A 16987-nucleotide genomic window follows, 5' to 3' on the forward strand; every position below is an offset into this window, starting at 1 on the left:
TTATATCCTTGCAAAATTTTCAAAAACTTTCATTCCAAATTTATGGCTTTTTTCAGGATGAAATTGAGCTCCAAAAATATTATTTTTTTGTATTGCACTATCAAAATCTAATCCATATGATGTTTTTAATATAGAATTTTTGTCATTTTCAACTTTTACAAAATATGAATGTACAAAGTAAAATCTAGTTTCATCGAAAGTATCAAAATCTTCTGTTAACTGACTTCTATTTGATTGTTTAACTAAATTCCAACCCATATGGGGAACATTGTATTCTGAACCAATGTTATTTTTAAAACTTTTTGTTTTTCCAGAAATCCATCCTAGTCCATTTAATTTTCCTTCTTCACTACCATCAGTTAGAAGTTGCATGCCTAAACAAATTCCCAATACAGGAACTTGATCTTTCAGTGCTTTCTCATTTAATACATCACTTAAACCATTTTGATTTATTTTTTTCATTGCAGTATCATAAGAACCTACACCTGGTAACAAAATTTTTGACGCATTTTTTATTTTATCTACATCTTTTTCTATTTTAGAATTAATGCCTATATACTTAAACATATTTTGAATTGACCCTAAATTTCCCATTCCATAATCAACAATTGTAATCATTTTATTTCCTTTTTGATAGGAAAACAATATTTGAGATAAAAACTCATGGGAACTAAATTTGCTTTTGCTAATACTTTAAATATAGGCCTTAAAAACTCAAATCTTTTTTTATAAGTAGGATACTCATACCATGACTTTGGCTCTTTATTCATAATCCTTTTATATTCTTCTTTTGTAATATCAAGTCTCTTTTGAAAGTAATTTTCTAAATCTTTTTCAATAAGTGGAGGTTTGACATATTCCTTCCAAGCATCTTCTCTACTTAGTTTACCATTCCTAACTAATGCAGATAAAGTATTATTTCTCATATCCGTGTTAAACTTTTGAGGTAAATAAATACTATGATAAAAAGCTGTCATTCTATTTTCTAAATGATGTCCACCATAGTATCTCCATTCATACTCTTTTTCAAGAAATTCTCTTGCATCTTCTTTATTATAATCTATATACCAAAATGGTCTTACTTTTTTAATTTGTGCAAACATACTCCAAAATAAAAACCTATAAAATGTCATTAAAGGATATGATTTTATAGGTAATATGCCAAACATTTTATGAATTGACTTTATATACTTTCCATCAAAATAATTTCTTCCTACTGGTGTTATTCCTTCTGTTATAAACGAGTGCCCTTCTAACACATATTTTACTTTGTGTTTCCATGCCGCTCTATACATAACTTCCGCTAAGGCTAAATCAGTAGATGCTTCAATTTCAGCAACATCCGCATAAAAGAATGCCCTAAAAATATCATCTGACTCTTTATTATCAACTACGTGTGTATACAGATCTATATCTAAGGATGTTAACACTTTTCTAATATTTTCTGTTGCAATAGCAGTATTCCAGGTATTATCATAATGTACGGCAAGAGGTCTCAAGCCCCATTGTTTAGCAAGAAATAACATGTAGGAAGAATCAGTTCCTCCACTTACGCCGATAATACAATCATATTTCTTCCCGCGACCTGCTTTTTTAATCTGTTCTACTATTTTATTAAATTTTAAATCACCCCTGTTTTGACCTGTTCCATACTCTTCTTTTAGTTTTTCTAACTGATGACAATAATTACATACGCCATATTCATCAAAGTTAATGGAAGCAACTCTTTCATCATAAATACATTTTGAACATACCTTTATATTACCATTCAATTCTCAAGCCTTACTTTTTCAATTATTAATTTTTTACCATCTATTGTTTTTAGATATGCACCAGGATAAGGGCTAGATTGAGCCCGTATAAAATTATAGAGATCATTAGAGTTTTTCTTTAAATCTATTTCTCCATCTTCTTTTTTTCGTTGAGGATAGACTTCTATTTTACTTTTGTCTTGAGGAATAAAATTTATATTTTCAATATTTTTGAGTACATCTACCAATAGTTTCTTTGATACTTTAGTAGCCCTTTTATAAACATCCCCTATATTATCAGTATATCTTATTGGAAAACTTTCTTGTGCAATGATATCGCCATCATCAACACCATCTTCCATTCTAAAAAGTGTCACTCCAGTTTTTTCTTCACCATTTATTATTGCCCAATTTAAAGGAGCACCTCCTGCATATTTTGGAAGTAAAGAAGCATGAATACCCCAAGCACCATACTTTGTTAACATTCTAGTCGAACGTGGAATCATGTAGTACCAACCCAGCACTAAGATTAAATCCAGATTTAGATCTTTAACTAAAGCATTGTAGTCATTGAGTCTTTCCCCCTCAACAGAGTCAATTTCATAGTATCTAATATTATGCCTTTGTGCAATTTTTTTTAGATTTGAAAAGTTTACATTTTTTACTTTTTCTGTACTATATGAAATAGTAAACTCTTCGGGAATTGCAAATATTACTTTTGGAATAAAGTTATTTTTAATAAGGTTTAATAACAGTTTTTTACTGTATTTAGTAGCCCCTAAAAATGCAAAACTTACGTCACTCATGAATATTACACCATTCCTCAAAATTTAACAAACTCCATATAAAAAGTCGTCTATTCTCTTTACCTTCTAAATGTTCCCTAATTAATTTTTGTGTTGAGAACTTATCCATATACTTATATATATTTGCATTGTTATTCAATAGCTTAGATTTCACAAAATCAATACTCTCACCTTTGAACCAACTATTATCAGGACTGCTAAAGCCCTGTTTTACTGCTGTATGAATATCTTCTGGAATATATTTACTCATTGATTTACGAAAAATAATTTTTCCATCATTCGTTTTTTTCATTTTACTAATTTCATTCTCATTCATTCCTGCTATTTTTTTCAAGTTATTTAGTTTAAACTTTACAGGTATTTTTTGTGAAAAGTCAACCAATTCATTATCTAAAAAAGGAACTCTTGTTTCTAGAGAATGAGCCATTGATAACTTATCATCAACAACTAAAAGCCCGTGTAAAAATGTTTTTGCTTCAAAATATAATGAATGATTGATGTAATCTTCTGGAGATTGATTTTGAATAGGAGTTTTAAAAACATTTGCAAAAATGTCCTTTGTCCAAACATTTTGAGTATATTGGGAAATTGGCGAAAATACCTCTTTAATATCTTTATTATCAATAAGTCTTTTCCAAAATAGATAATACTTATCAATATAATCATCAAAACTCACATTATTTACTGCTTTGTAGTAGCGCCACGGGTAGCCAGCAAAAAGCTCATCCCCACCTGCACCACTTAGCACAACCTTAACAAATTTACTAGCTAATTTTGCAGCATAATAATTTGGATAGCTTTGTCCTACTCGAGGTTCTTCCAAATGATATGAGAAATCGTACATACAACGTTCCATATCACCTGATTTTAAAACCATTTCGTATTGTTCAGTTTTAAATTTATAGGACATATATTCTGCTTTTGCTCTCTCATCAAATGTAAGCTCCATACCACTTGCACTTGAAAGATCAAAACCTACAGTAAATGTTTTTAAATAATCATTAGATTGTTGAAAATGATTTGAAGCTATCGCGGTAATAGACCCACTGTCCATTCCTCCACTTAAATAACTTCCCAAAGGTACATCAGAAACTAATTGGCGCTTAACAGCTTGTGTAAAAAGCCTATCAAGTTCTTCAATATATTCTCTTTCATCTTTAACAGTTTCAGGTTCACTAAAATCGAAATCCCAATATTCTATTTTATTTATTTGTTTTGAATACAAGTCAATCTCAAAGTAGTGACCGGCCTCAAGTATCTGAATATCTTTATGAAGTGTTTTATTAGTAAATATATTTTGAAAAGTAAAATACTCCAATAATGCTTCCTTATCGACTTCACTATTATAATCTTTGTATTCTAGAATCGATTTTATTTCACTTCCATAAATTAATGTTTTATTTTTTGATATATGATAATAGACTGGCTTTATACCATATCTATCTCTACATAAATAAAATTTCTTTTTAAAATTATCATACAGCGAAAAAGCAAACATTCCGTTAAATTTATTTATACATTCAATTCCCCATTGAATATATGAATAAATTATAACTTCGGTGTCAGTATTACTTTTAAATCTATGTCCTAACCCTTCCAGTTCTCTTTTTAACTCTTTAAAGTTATAAATTTCTCCATTATAGGCTATCCATATATTTTTAGATAAATCGGACATAGGTTGGTGTCCCGCATAGGAAACATCTAAGATAGATAATCTTCTATGTCCCATGTATAAATCATAATCATGTGAATGTAATTCTCTTTGTGCAGAATTAGATTCTATAATTGGAAGCATATCATCAACATTTTTAAATTGATTATCTGTCAGATTTTGATAAAAGGAGACTTTATTGTTATGTCTTGCACCTGTGTGAAAGCACAAATAGCCTGCATCATCTGGGCCTCTATGAGCAATTTTGTCAGCCATTGGCTTAACAAAATCCACACCAATTGATGGCCTATTTAATGATATTGCCCCTACAATTCCACACATACTATATTAATGCCTCTTTTATATTTGAAATAACATAATCAAACTCTTCTTTTTTCATATCTGGATAAACTGGTAATGTTATAGATAGTCTATCTGCAGCATAAGCATTTAAAAAGTCTTCATCTTTAAAATTATTTTTATCTTTATAATAACCTAGTGTATGTACGGCATGAGTACCTTGCCTCGTTGCAATATTTTTTTCTTCAAGTTTTTCCATAAAAATATTTCTTTTTATATTTAGTTTATCAATTTGTTCTTTTGTCAAGTTAGAGATATCTTCACCATCTGTGAAAATACAAACATATGATTGATAAGCATGAATATATTGACTTGGAACAAATGGTGTAATTAATTGAGGTAACATACTTAAAGCATCATCATAATTAGAAGCTACTTTTCTTCGCCCATCCATAATGTATTCCTTTTTATTCATTTGGCAGACGCCTAAAGCACCTTGAATGTCTGTCATACGATAGTTATACCCTCTCATTGTAAAGTCAGGTAATAAAGAACCCCCTTTTTCCCTATGTCTTTGAAGATCTGATTTACTTGCACCATGATCTTTTAGTTGAGATACTTTTATTGCTAAGTTATCGTCATTTGTTATAAGCATTCCCCCTTCACCTGTACAGATAGATTTTCGAGGATGAAATGAAAAACACCCTACATCTCCAAAAGTCCCACTATGTTTCCCATCTATCCATGAATCGAAACCACAAGCACTGTCTTCAATAACTTTTAAATTGTATTTATTTGCAAGTTTCATGATATCAGGCATATTCGCACATAATCCAAAAAGATGCACTGGCATTATTGCTTTTATTGATAAATCATTTTTTATTAAATCTTCAAGTTTTGTTTCATCAATATTGAATGTTTTTAGGTTTATATCACAAAAAACAACTTCAGCACCTGTATATTCAACAGCATTTGCACTTGCAACATAGGTAAATGAAGGAACAATAACCTTATCACCTTTTTTGATTTCCATGGATTCTAAACCTAAATGTAAAGCCGTTGTACAACTAGAAGTTGCATGAGAATATTTTGCACTTGTAAATTCACTAAACATTTCTTGAAATTCTGAAACATAGGGACCTTGTACAATCCAACCTGTTTCAAGGGGTTTTACCATCGCTTCTTTTTCTTCGTCGCCGAAAACTGTTTTTGTAATAGGAATATTCATATTTCTTAACCTTTAATACCTTTTTCTTCTCTCCACTTAATTAATGCATTAAGTCCATCTTCAAGTGAATACTTGTACTTAAAATCAAGTTCTTTTTCTGCTTTTTCTCTTGAACCAATTCTATTTTGAACTAATTGTCTTGCATCATCATCACTATATGGTACATAGTTTATTTTTAAATCAGAGTTTTTAAGTTTTAACATAGTATCACAAAGTTGTTTTATAGTAGTTTGTATCTCTGTACCTACATTATAGTAGCCTAATTTTACATCTGATTTTGCAGCTGCAATATTACATCTTGCAATATCTTCTACATATATGAAGTCATATGCTTGAGAACCATCTCCATTTACAGTTGGGGCTTCATTTCTATCTATTTTGTTTAATACTATTGGAACAACTCCACTATAAACTGCATGTTGATCTTGTCCTGGACCATATACATTCATATATCTAAGACCTACTATTTCTAAACCATATCTATCATTGTATGCTGTACACATAGCTTCACCTGCTATTTTTGTAGCACCATAAAAGTTTTTATTGTTAAAAGGATGATCTTCTGTCATAGGCACTTGTACTGCATCTCCATACACTGAAGCGGAAGAACTATAGATAAGCTTTTTTACTTTATGCTTTACACAAGCTTCAAGTACATTAAAAGTACCAGCAATATTTACATCAAATGCAGTTCTAGGGAAATCTTTACAATGAAGTAACCACATAGCTGCTAAATGGAAGACATAATCAACACCTTCCATAGCTTTATCTAAAATATCTAATTCCCTTACATCCCCACCATATGGGAAAATAGTACATCTTGGGTCTTTTAAACTCTCTTCTAGGTTTTCCATTTTACCACGAGTGAAATTATCATAAATAATCACTTCTTTTACAGGCTCTTTTAATAATTCACTTACTACAAAACCACCGATAAATCCTGCAGCTCCTATAACTAAAACTTTTGCATTATCTAATTTATTTGCCATATATCTTTCCTTTTTCTATATTTTTATTTTATAAATTCTCAACAATATAATCAATTTCCACATCACTCAGATAAGGGTTCATAGGTAAACTCAAAATCTCTTTAGATACTATCTCAGAGATAAGAAAATCACCTTTTTTATAAGCTAAGTACTTAAAACACTCTTGCAAATGCAATGGCATAGGATAATGTACTGCTGTTGGTATACCATTTTCTTTTAACTTAACTTGTAATTCATCACGATTTTGAACTCTTATACTATATTGTGCCCAAGCAGATGTAGCTTTTTCATCAATATAAGGTAAAACCAAACTAGATTTATCTTTTAAAGCTTTTGAATATTTTTTCGCAACTTCTTGTCTTAAAGTTAAATCTTTTTCATAATATTTAAGTTTTACATTTAAAACAGCAGCTTGAATTGTATCTAATCTTCCACCCATACCTATATATTGATGATGATATCTTTTAGATTGACCATGTAATCTTAAAGATTTTATTTTATTTAGTAATTTTTCATCATTTGTAAAACAAGCTCCTCCATCTCCATAACAGCCTAGTGGTTTTGCAGGGAAAAATGAAGTTATTGAAATATCACCTAAAGCAGAATCTGTTATATTATTAAAAGTAGAACCAAAGCTTTGTGCCCCATCAGTTATTACTCTTAAATTATACTTATTTGCTATTTCTTGAATCTTATCCATATCTGATGGTTGTCCATAAAGAGATACTGGAATAATAGCTTTTGTTTTTGATGTGATTTTTTCTTCAATTAAACTTGGATTAATATTATATGTTTTTTCATCTATATCTACAAATACGGGAATTGCTCCTAAAAAAGCAATTGTTTCTGCCGTTGCTATAAAAGTAAATGGTGTAGTTATTATTTCATCACCTGGTTTTATATCTAATGCCAACATAGCAAGAAGTAAGGCATCTGTTCCACTTGAACATGTAATTGCATACTTTACTTTAGTAAAGTTTTGTAGATTTTCTTCTAATTCTTCTATTTCGCTACCCATTATAAAATTACAATTTCTTGCAACATTTAAAATAGCATTTTCTATTTCATCTTTATAAAGCTCATGTTGGTATTGTAAATTTGCAAAATCTATCTTACAACTTATCATATAATATCTCGTTTACATTGTATTTAATACTTATCATTTTTACTCTTCTATTAAAATTAAATTATCATTTTGAATTTTATACATTATGTTATCAAAGCTATCTAAAGCTATATTATTCTTATCAAACTTAAGTGTATTTCCGGCTTTACTTACCCATCCAATTTGACGGGCAGGAACTCCAACCATTAAAGCATATGGTTTTACATCTTTATTTACTACTGTTCCACTTCCTATAAGCGCATATTCACCAATAGTTATTCCACACACTATAGTGGCATTTGCTCCAATAGAGCACCCTTTTTTAAGAAGTGTTTTTTTAAACTCTTCTCTTCTTACTATAAAAGCTCTTGGATTTACTACATTTGTAAAAACCATTGAAGGTCCTAAGAATACATCATCTTCTATTTCTACACCTTCATAGATAGAGATATTATTTTGTACTTTTACACCATTGCCAATATTTACTTTTGGTCCAACTACACAGTTTTGTCCAAAAGAACAGTTAGTCCCTATATTTGAACCACTTAAGATATGTGAAAAATGCCATATCTTAGTATCATCACCTATTTTTAAATTGTCATCTACATAAGAAGATTCATGTGCAAAATACTTTGCCATTAGATAAGTACCTTTTTACAAAATGGATGATATTCTCCCTGAAGACCAAGAGGGGTGAGTTCTCTAATAACAGAAACAATATTTATAGAGTTTCTTGCTTCTTCAAGTCCAAATCCATCATCATTTAATATATGTTCATAACTTCTTGTATGCAAATCTGTAAATCCTTCGCTAAACTCAAACTCTTCACCATCAACAGTTATACTTCTAAATGTACTTTTTCCTGTAGCTTTTATCTCATCTGGAATGTAATTATAATTCACAGATAAAAACCATCTAACATTTGCATTTTTTAATTTCATAAATCCAGCATTTGCATCAGGATCTTTTAAATGAACAATATTCTCTTCTAAGGGACCAAATATCCAAGAAAGCATGTCGAAGAAATGTACTCCTATATTTGATGCTATTCCACCTGATTTTGCTTCATCACCCTTCCACGATACAAAATACCATTTTCCTCTTGAAGTCAAATACGTTAAATCAATATCATATACTTTATTTGGATTTTGTTCTAACTCTTTTGCAATTTTATTTTTTAGTGCGATGATTGAATCATGAAGTCTTAATTGCAAAATATTATAAACTTTTTTACCAGTCTCTTCTTCAATTATTTTTAACTGGTCAATATTATGAGGGTTTAAAACTAATGGTTTCTCACAAATTGCATGAGCTCCATTTTTAAGTGCAAATCTAATATGAGAGTCATGTAAATAATTTGGAGTTGTAATACCAATATACTCTATTTTTTTATTACCATCTCTATGCCATTTATCAACAAACCTATCAAATCTTTCAAATTCTGTAAAAAAAGAAGCTTGAGGAAAATTACTATCCATAATCCCTATGCCATCATACGGATCAAGAGCAGCGACTAGTTCGTTTCCTGTTTCTTTTATGGCTTTCATATGTCTTGGGGCTATATATCCGCTAGCTCCTATTAGGGCAAAGTTTTTTTTATTCATATTACAGTCTCCCGTCTGAATTGTCAAGTATAGACTTAATATCAAAAACAACTTGATTTTTATTATTTATTTTTATTAATCTATATTTATCATGACTTACAGCTAAAATTATAGCTTCGTAATCTTCATAATTCACTTCTTCTTTCAATTCTAAACTATATTCATGCTTTACTTCATCTTTATCAGCCCAATAATCAGTTACATCAACATCACATCCAAAGTCTTGTAATTCTTTTATAACATCTATTACTCGTGAATTTCTAATATCTGGACAATTTTCTTTAAAGGTAATACCTAATACTAATACTCTTGCACCTTCTATTTTATGACCTTTTTTAATCATAAGTTTTATCACTTGATTTGCTACATAGATTCCCATATTGTCGTTGAGTCTTCTTCCTGCCAAGATAATTTCTGGGTTGTATCCTACTTCTTGGGCTTTATGTGTAAGGTAGTATGGATCTACACCAATACAGTGTCCGCCAACTAATCCTGGTCGAAATGGCAAAAAATTCCATTTTGTACCTGCTGCTTCCAATACTGCACTTGTATCTATACTTAATTTATTAAAAATCATTGATAGTTCATTCACAAAGGCTATATTAATATCTCTTTGAGAGTTTTCTATAACTTTTGCCGCTTCTGCAACTTTAATAGTTGGTGCTAAATGTGTACCTGCTGTTATAATAGAAGCATATAAATTATTTACCTTTTTACCTATTTCAGGAGTTGAGCCTGCAGTTACTTTTAGGATTTTTGTTACAGTATGTTCTTTATCACCTGGATTAATTCTTTCTGGGCTATATCCACAGAAAAAATCAATATTAAACTTCAGGTCTGAAAATTTTTCTAATACAGGTACACAATCCTCTTCTGTGGCACCTGGGTAAACTGTTGATTCATAAATTACTATGTCATCTTTTTTTAAAACTTTTCCAATTGTCTCACTTGCTTTAATTAAAGGAGTTAAATCAGGCCTTTTATTTTTATCAATAGGTGTTGGCACAGTTACTATATAAATATTACAATCTTTAATATCATCAATTTTATTTGTTACTTCAAGTTTATTAGTAGTTAGACTTGGGTTAAACTTAGATAATACTTCTTTTAATTGTTCACTTGTTAATTCAAGAGTAAAATCATTTGCATCATTTAAATCATCAATTCTTTTTTGATGAATATCAAATCCTACTACAGAATATTTTGATGCAAATGCATGTGCTAAAGGAAGACCTACATATCCCAATCCAATTATACAAATTTTATTCATTTTAACTTTTCCCTTTTTTAATATTATTGATATACCATTCAAGTGATTCTTCTAAACCTTCTTTTAGTCTATGTGTTGGTTCATAACCTAAAAGCACTTTTGCTTGATCTATATTTGCATTTGAATGTCTTATATCACCTGCTCTAAAGTCTCTGTATATTACATTTTTGATTTTTAGATTAGGAAGTTTTTCTTCAAGTCCATTTTTAATTGCAAAAAAAAGGTTATTTAGCGTTTCTCTTCCTGCCGCCGCTGTGTTATATGCTTTTGCAAAGGCATTTGGGTTTGTTGTTGTTCCTGCTAGAATATTTGATTGAACAACATTATCAATATATGTAAAGTCCCTTGAAGTTTCTCCATCACCATTTATAAATACATCTTCTCCATGAAGCATTTGAGATATCCACTTAGGTATAACAGCTGCGTATGCTCCATTTGGATCTTGTCTTTTCCCAAATACATTAAAGTACCTTAATCCTATTGATTCAAAGTTGTAACATTTATAAAATACATCCATATAAAGTTCATTGGCATATTTTGTAACCGCATATGGTGAAAGAAGATTTCCAGTTCGTGATTCAATTTTAGGAAGTTCTAAACTATCACCATATACCGATGAACTTGAAGCATAAACAAATCTTTTCACTCCATTATCTTTCGCTGCAGTTAACATATTTAAAAAGCCCGATACATTTGAGGCATTAGAGTTAATTGGATTATCAATTGATCTTGGAACTGAACCAAGAGCTGCTTGATGAAGAACAATATCTACATCTAAAGTAACCTCTAGGCAAGTTTTATAATTAGTTATATCACCTTCTATAAAATTAAAGTTATTCCATTGAGAGGGAGTAAGAGAGTTTTTTACATCTTCCAAGTTATATTTATGACCTGTTACAAAATTATCAAGTCCAATTACTTTTTGATCAAGAAGCAAAAGTGTCTCTATTAGGTTTGAACCGATAAAGCCTGCACATCCCGTTACTAACCAAATTTTTGGGTTTTGTTTTAGGTTTTCTTTGATTTGATTATATTTCATATATTCTATTCCTTAATCATCACAACTAAAAATATCACGGGTATAAACTTTGTATTCTACATCCTTAATATTATCATTTAATCTATTTGCTACTATTACATCTGAAAGACTTTTAAACTCTTCTAAATCTTTAATTATTTTTGAGTTGTAAAATTCATTTTCTTCAATTACCGGCTCATAGACTACAACTTCTATTCCTTTTGCTTTTACTCTTTTCATTATACCTTGAATGGCTGAAGATCTGAAGTTATCACTTCCTAATTTCATTACAAGCCTGTAAATTCCTACTATTTTCTTAGTTTTTACATTTAAATTCAGTTTTTCTATTATAGATTTTGCTATAAAATCTTTTCTTGTACTATTTGATTCAACTATTGCATTGATTAGATTTGATGGCACATCAGCATAGTTTGCTCTTAATTGTTTTGTATCTTTTGGTAAACAATATCCTTCATAACCAAAGCTTGGATTATTATAATGTGTTCCAATTCTAGGATCTAATCCAACACCTTCAATTATTTGTTTTGAATCTAAATTGTGCGATTGTGAATAAGAGTCCAATTCATTAAAATATGCAACTCTCATTGCTAAGTAGGTATTTGCAAAAAATTTTATAGCTTCTGCTTCTGTACTATCTGTAAAAAGAATATCAATATTCACTTTTTTTGCACCTTGAGCTAAAAGTGAAGCAAAGATAGTAGCTCTCTCACTTTTTTCACCAACAATTATTCTTGATGGATATAAGTTATCGTATAGGGCAAGTCCTTCTCTTAAAAATTCTGGCGAGAATATAATATTATCTGTTTTAAATTTTTCTCTTAGAGTTTTTGTGTATCCAACTGGAATAGTTGATTTTATTACCATTGTCGTATTTGGGTTAATACTTAATACATCAAAAATAACATATTCAATAGATTTTGTATTAAAATAGTTTGTTTGAGGGTCATAATCTGTTGGTGTTGCAATGATTACATAATCAGCATTTTTATAAGCTTTTTCTTTATCTAAAGTAGCAATGAAGTTTAAATCATCTCTTTTCAAATACTCCTCAATCTCTTTATCTTCTATTGGGGATGTTTTTTTATTTAACATCTCAATTTTTTCAGGAATAATATCAAGCGCAACTACTTCATTGTGTTGTGATAATAAAATACCATTTGATAAACCAACATATCCTGTTCCTACTATTGCTATCTTCATTTGATTTTTTTCTCTTTTCTTATTCCCTTAATGAACTCTATAAAAAATACTAAGAATATTGATAAAATAAATCCTGTCACAAAAGCAACTGTTACGATTAGTTTTTTCTTTGGTTTTATAGGATATTCATTTGTTATGATATCTCCTAAAAGTTCTGTTTGCTTTATATTGTATGAAGAAATTTCTAAATTAAGATTATCTATCTTACTTGTCAAGTCAAATTTTATAGCCATACTTCCATCAAATTTATTTTTACTATTTTCTAACTCTAACTTTTGTTGTTGGAGTTTTTTTATATTTTGTTTTATTAGTGTCACATAGTTATTTATCTCTTTTGTATGACCTTTAATAATATTACTTGTAATCTTTTTTAAATTATCTACACCATTTTGATTTTCACTTGCATTGAGATCAATTTTTATTAAATTTTCGGTCCCTCTTATAAGAGATATACTTTTAATACCTGCTTCTGAATAAAGAAGCTTTAATCTTTCTACTAAATTATTTGGATTTTCTATCAAATTATTATTGAGATGATTACTATTTTTAATACTTCCAATTTTGACAATAGCAGATACTTCATAAATAGGTGTTTTTACATATGTGTATATAATCGCACCGAATGTAGCTATTATTGTAAAGTAAGCAATAAAAATTTTATGACTCCAAATAGTTAAAAAAAGTTCTCTTAAATCTATCTCATTTTCTTGTAAATTGTTATTTTGTACCAATTCCATCTCCTAGTTTCTTCTCCCACTCATATGCACTTTTACATATTAGTTCTAAATCTTGATATTTAGGAATCCAATTTATTTTTGATGTTATTTTACTGTTATTGGATATTAAAATAGCTGGATCACCATCTCTTCTTGATGTAATATCTACTTTAAAATTAGTATTTGTAGCCTTTTTTGCTACTTCAATTACTTCTTTTACAGAATAACCTTTTCCATATCCAGCATTAAAAATGTCACTTGGATTATTTTCCAAATAACCTATTGCTTTTATATGAGCATCAGCTAAATCATCCACATGGATATAATCTCGAACTCCGGTGCCATCACTTGTATCAAAATTATCACCATATATAGACATTCTTTCTCTTTTTCCTATGGCACACTCACTAGTTATTTTTATAAGGTGTGTTGCATTTGGAAAAGATTGACCTATTCTTGGAGTTAATTTATCATCTTCATAATTTATATCAGCTCCAGCCACATTAAAATATCTAAATATCACATATTTAAAATCACTATTAACACTCGCTGCATCTTGTAGAACTTTTTCACTCATAAGTTTACTCATACCATATGGGTTTATCGGATTTGTAGGATATTTTTCATCTATTCCATTTTCTGGAATATTTGTAGGTTCTCCATAAACAGCAGCTGTACTTGAAAATATAAATTTACTTACACCATTTTCAACTGCACATTTGATTAGATTTGTAGTGTTTACCGTATTATTCATATAATATTTTAACGGATTTTCAACTGATTCTGGTACAACTATACTTGCTGCAAAATGGATGATTGTATTTATATTATTTTCTTTTAGTACATTATTTACTTTATCAAACTCTTTTAAGTCCAGCTCTATAAATTTAAAATCTCTTATTAATTTTAATGTGTCGAGTGTTTTTACGCTACCTGTTGAAAGGTTATCAAGTATAATTATATTGTAAGAGGTGGTTTCTAATAATTGTTTTACTACATGGCTTCCAATATATCCTGCGCCACCCGTTATTAATATATTCAAATCAATCCCATATTCTTTAATTTATTAGGGTGATTATATCCAATAGAATCTTTAATTTATATTTAAATAGTTGATAAAAAGTTACAAAAAATATTTGATTTTGATAATTAATATGTTTGAGAAAAAGGTAAGTGGAGGAGGTAGCCGGACTCGAACCGACGCATGGTGGATTTGCAATCCACGGCATTACCAACTTTGCTATACCTCCAGCAGTAAATCATTTTATGCTTAAGAAGAAAATGATTAATTGTAAGTGGCAGAGAGCAAGGGATTCGAACCCTCGGAGGCGTGAACCTCGCCGGTTTTCAAAACCGGTCCATTCGACCAACTCTGGCAACTCTCTAACATTTATAATAGTGGTGCGAATGGTCGGAATCGAACCGACACTCCGAAACCGGAATGGGATTTTAAGTCCCACGCGTCTACCTATTCCGCCACACTCGCACTATTTGGTAGATTCAAAGAAGTGTTATTTCTTAAAATGGAGTGGAATTATATTAAAAAAAATATTCTTTGTCAATAGTTTTTAATTTTATTTTCCAAATTTTTTGATATAATATTTTCATATTCAAATATTAAGGATTTATATGAGAAGTGATGAAGTAAAAAAAGGTTATGACAGAGCACCTCATCGATCATTATTTAGAGCTACAGGACTAAAGGATGATGATTTTGGTAAGCCATTTATTGGAGTTGCAAACTCTTTCATTGAAATTATTCCAGGGCATTTTTTTCTAAACAAAGTTGCAGAAATTATTAAAGAAGAAATAAGAGCAAACGGTTGTGTTCCTTTCGAGTTTAACACTATTGGTGTTGATGATGGAATTGCTATGGGTCATGATGGTATGTTATTTTCACTACCTTCAAGAGAATTAATTGCAAACTCTATTGAAACAGTTATGAATGCACACAAATTAGATGCAATGATAGCCATACCAAACTGTGATAAAATCGTACCAGGTATGATTATGGGGGCAATTAGAGTTAATGTTCCAACTATATTTGTAAGTGGTGGACCAATGGCGAAAGGTCATACTAAAGATGGTGTACCTATTGATTTAGCAACTGCATTTGAAGCTGTTGGACAATTTGAAAAAGGTGATATCACAGAAGAAGAACTTACTGATATTGAGTGTAATGCCTGTCCAAGTGGTGGTTCATGTTCAGGTATGTTTACAGCAAACTCTATGAATACTCTTATGGAAGCTATGGGGATAGCATTACCTGGTAATGGAACAATCTTAGCACTAACACCTGAGAGAGAAGAGCTTTATAGAAAAGCAGCAAGAAGAATATGTGAGATTGCAAAAGATAATCAAGCAAGAGAAAAATTTAAATTATCAAATATCTTAAATGAAAATGCAGTTAGAAATGCCTTTGCTGTTGATATGGCTATGGGTGGAAGTTCAAATACAGTTTTACATATGTTAGCTATTGCAAAAGAAGCTGGTGTGAATTTTGAACTAAGTGACATAAATGCTATTTCTAAAAGAGTTTCGCATATTGCAAAGATCTCTCCATCTTTATCTACTGTTCATATGGAAGATATAAATAAAGCTGGTGGGGTTAATGCAGTTTTAAAAGAGATGACAAAAAGAGGTAATGATATTTTACTAGATAACTTAACTATCTCAGGTGAGTCTTTATATGAAAAAATCAAAGATGCTTATATAAAAGATACAAATGTTATTCATACTATTGATAATCCATACTCAAAAGTTGGAGGACTTGCGATTCTTTATGGTAACTTGGCCCAACAAGGTGCTGTTATTAAAACTGCTGGTATAACAGGAGCTAGAGCCTTAACTGGAAAAGCTGTTTGTTTTGATGGACAACCAGAAGCTATTGCAGGTATTTTAGGTGGTAAAGTAAAAGCTGGTGATGTTGTAGTTATCAGATATGAAGGTCCTAAAGGTGGTCCTGGAATGCAAGAGATGCTAGCACCTACGAGTCTAATCATGGGAATGGGACTTGGAGATAAAGTTGCACTTATTACTGATGGAAGATTTTCAGGAGCAACAAGAGGTGCAAGTATTGGACATGTAAGTCCAGAAGCAGCAGAAGGTGGAATGATTGGACTACTTAAAGATGGAGATGAAATTCATATTGATGTTGACCAATACATTTTAGAAGTACATTTATCTGATGAAGAGATTGCTAAGCGAAAAGCAGAATTTGTTCCATTGAAGAAATCTTTAACATCAAAATGGTTAGGACAATACAGAGCCCTTGTAACAAATGCAAGTAGCGGTGCTGTTTTAAAAACTGACCTTTAATAAATCTTGG

The 16987-nt window shown here is 30.2% G+C and carries 15 protein-coding genes and 3 tRNA genes; 1 reads left to right on the forward strand and 17 read right to left on the reverse strand.

The window, feature by feature from the left end; translation table 11 throughout:
• From hisH to ACNI28_RS03790, 17 genes are all read right to left on the reverse strand, one after another.
• Positions 1-618: an imidazole glycerol phosphate synthase subunit HisH gene (hisH, locus tag ACNI28_RS03710; RefSeq protein WP_419765648.1), complete on the reverse strand. Its 618-nt coding sequence runs from the start codon at positions 616-618 to the stop codon at positions 1-3.
• A complete protein-coding gene (locus ACNI28_RS03715; protein ID WP_419765650.1) occupies positions 615-1772 on the reverse strand; it encodes an N-acetyl sugar amidotransferase in 1158 nt (385 codons plus the stop codon). Before ACNI28_RS03715 ends, hisH begins: the two co-directional genes overlap by 4 nt.
• Positions 1769-2557, reverse strand: a complete 789-nt coding sequence (locus tag ACNI28_RS03720; protein WP_419765652.1) for a methionyl-tRNA formyltransferase — start codon at positions 2555-2557, stop codon at positions 1769-1771. Before ACNI28_RS03720 ends, ACNI28_RS03715 begins: the two co-directional genes overlap by 4 nt.
• On the reverse strand, positions 2550-4550 hold the full coding sequence (gene asnB, locus ACNI28_RS03725) for an asparagine synthase (glutamine-hydrolyzing) (RefSeq protein ID WP_419765654.1): 2001 nt from the start codon (positions 4548-4550) through the stop codon (positions 2550-2552). Before asnB ends, ACNI28_RS03720 begins: the two co-directional genes overlap by 8 nt.
• 1 nt (position 4551) lies before the next feature.
• Entirely contained in the window at positions 4552-5736 is a 1185-nt protein-coding gene (locus tag ACNI28_RS03730; RefSeq protein WP_419765656.1) for a DegT/DnrJ/EryC1/StrS family aminotransferase, read from the reverse strand.
• Between the two features lie 5 nt (positions 5737-5741).
• Positions 5742-6725, reverse strand: a complete 984-nt coding sequence (locus ACNI28_RS03735) for an SDR family NAD(P)-dependent oxidoreductase (RefSeq protein WP_419765658.1) — start codon at positions 6723-6725, stop codon at positions 5742-5744.
• A 28-nt stretch (positions 6726-6753) separates the two neighbouring features.
• A complete protein-coding gene (locus tag ACNI28_RS03740; RefSeq protein WP_419765659.1) occupies positions 6754-7851 on the reverse strand; it encodes a DegT/DnrJ/EryC1/StrS family aminotransferase in 1098 nt (365 codons plus the stop codon).
• A gap of 39 nt (positions 7852-7890) precedes the next feature.
• Entirely contained in the window at positions 7891-8469 is a 579-nt protein-coding gene (locus tag ACNI28_RS03745; RefSeq protein ID WP_419765661.1) for an acyltransferase, read from the reverse strand.
• On the reverse strand, positions 8469-9434 hold the full coding sequence (locus tag ACNI28_RS03750) for a Gfo/Idh/MocA family oxidoreductase (RefSeq protein WP_419765663.1): 966 nt from the start codon (positions 9432-9434) through the stop codon (positions 8469-8471). Before ACNI28_RS03750 ends, ACNI28_RS03745 begins: the two co-directional genes overlap by 1 nt.
• A 1-nt stretch (position 9435) precedes the next feature.
• Positions 9436-10704: a nucleotide sugar dehydrogenase gene (locus ACNI28_RS03755; RefSeq protein WP_419765665.1), complete on the reverse strand. Its 1269-nt coding sequence runs from the start codon at positions 10702-10704 to the stop codon at positions 9436-9438.
• Between the two features lies 1 nt (position 10705).
• Positions 10706-11743, reverse strand: coding sequence for an SDR family oxidoreductase (locus ACNI28_RS03760; RefSeq protein WP_419765667.1), 1038 nt, complete (start codon positions 11741-11743; stop codon positions 10706-10708).
• Between the two features lie 12 nt (positions 11744-11755).
• Positions 11756-12943 (reverse strand): nucleotide sugar dehydrogenase, encoded by a 1188-nt coding sequence (locus ACNI28_RS03765; RefSeq protein ID WP_419765669.1) that lies wholly within the window; start codon positions 12941-12943, stop codon positions 11756-11758.
• Positions 12940-13674 (reverse strand): Wzz/FepE/Etk N-terminal domain-containing protein, encoded by a 735-nt coding sequence (locus ACNI28_RS03770; protein WP_419765671.1) that lies wholly within the window; start codon positions 13672-13674, stop codon positions 12940-12942. Before ACNI28_RS03770 ends, ACNI28_RS03765 begins: the two co-directional genes overlap by 4 nt.
• Positions 13661-14701 carry a UDP-glucose 4-epimerase GalE gene (gene galE, locus ACNI28_RS03775; RefSeq protein ID WP_419765673.1) on the reverse strand — a complete coding sequence of 347 codons (1041 nt, stop codon included), beginning with the start codon at positions 14699-14701 and terminating at the stop codon, positions 13661-13663. The genes ACNI28_RS03770 and galE overlap by 14 nt, the downstream gene beginning before the upstream one ends.
• Positions 14702-14833: 132 nt before the next feature.
• Positions 14834-14909: transfer RNA gene (locus tag ACNI28_RS03780), tRNA-Cys, on the reverse strand.
• A gap of 46 nt (positions 14910-14955) precedes the next feature.
• Positions 14956-15044 (reverse strand) — tRNA-Ser (locus ACNI28_RS03785).
• Between the two features lie 14 nt (positions 15045-15058).
• Positions 15059-15145, reverse strand: a tRNA-Leu gene (locus tag ACNI28_RS03790).
• Between the two features lie 143 nt (positions 15146-15288).
• Between ACNI28_RS03790 and ilvD the strand changes: the two genes are divergently transcribed.
• Entirely contained in the window at positions 15289-16977 is a 1689-nt protein-coding gene (gene ilvD, locus ACNI28_RS03795; RefSeq protein ID WP_419765675.1) for a dihydroxy-acid dehydratase, read from the forward strand.
• The last annotated feature ends 10 nt before the right edge of the window (positions 16978-16987 follow it).

It is taken from the genome of Arcobacter denitrificans (SeqCode) (assembly GCF_048571185.1).
Classification (GTDB): Bacteria; Campylobacterota; Campylobacteria; order Campylobacterales; family Arcobacteraceae; genus Arcobacter; species Arcobacter denitrificans.

Coding starts and splice junctions, on each gene's coding strand:
- hisH (WP_419765648.1), bottom strand. CDS start 618: ATGATTACAATTGTTGATTATGGAATGGGAAATTTAGGGTCAATTCAA.
- ACNI28_RS03720 (WP_419765652.1), bottom strand. CDS start 2,557: ATGAGTGACGTAAGTTTTGCATTTTTAGGGGCTACTAAATACAGTAAA.
- asnB (WP_419765654.1), bottom strand. CDS start 4,550: ATGTGTGGAATTGTAGGGGCAATATCATTAAATAGGCCATCAATTGGT.
- ACNI28_RS03730 (WP_419765656.1), bottom strand. CDS start 5,736: ATGAATATTCCTATTACAAAAACAGTTTTCGGCGACGAAGAAAAAGAA.
- ACNI28_RS03735 (WP_419765658.1), bottom strand. CDS start 6,725: ATGGCAAATAAATTAGATAATGCAAAAGTTTTAGTTATAGGAGCTGCA.
- ACNI28_RS03740 (WP_419765659.1), bottom strand. CDS start 7,851: ATGATAAGTTGTAAGATAGATTTTGCAAATTTACAATACCAACATGAG.
- ACNI28_RS03745 (WP_419765661.1), bottom strand. CDS start 8,469: ATGGCAAAGTATTTTGCACATGAATCTTCTTATGTAGATGACAATTTA.
- ACNI28_RS03750 (WP_419765663.1), bottom strand. CDS start 9,434: ATGAATAAAAAAAACTTTGCCCTAATAGGAGCTAGCGGATATATAGCC.
- ACNI28_RS03755 (WP_419765665.1), bottom strand. CDS start 10,704: ATGAATAAAATTTGTATAATTGGATTGGGATATGTAGGTCTTCCTTTA.
- ACNI28_RS03760 (WP_419765667.1), bottom strand. CDS start 11,743: ATGAAATATAATCAAATCAAAGAAAACCTAAAACAAAACCCAAAAATT.
- ACNI28_RS03765 (WP_419765669.1), bottom strand. CDS start 12,943: ATGAAGATAGCAATAGTAGGAACAGGATATGTTGGTTTATCAAATGGT.
- ilvD (WP_419765675.1), top strand. CDS start 15,289: ATGAGAAGTGATGAAGTAAAAAAAGGTTATGACAGAGCACCTCATCGA.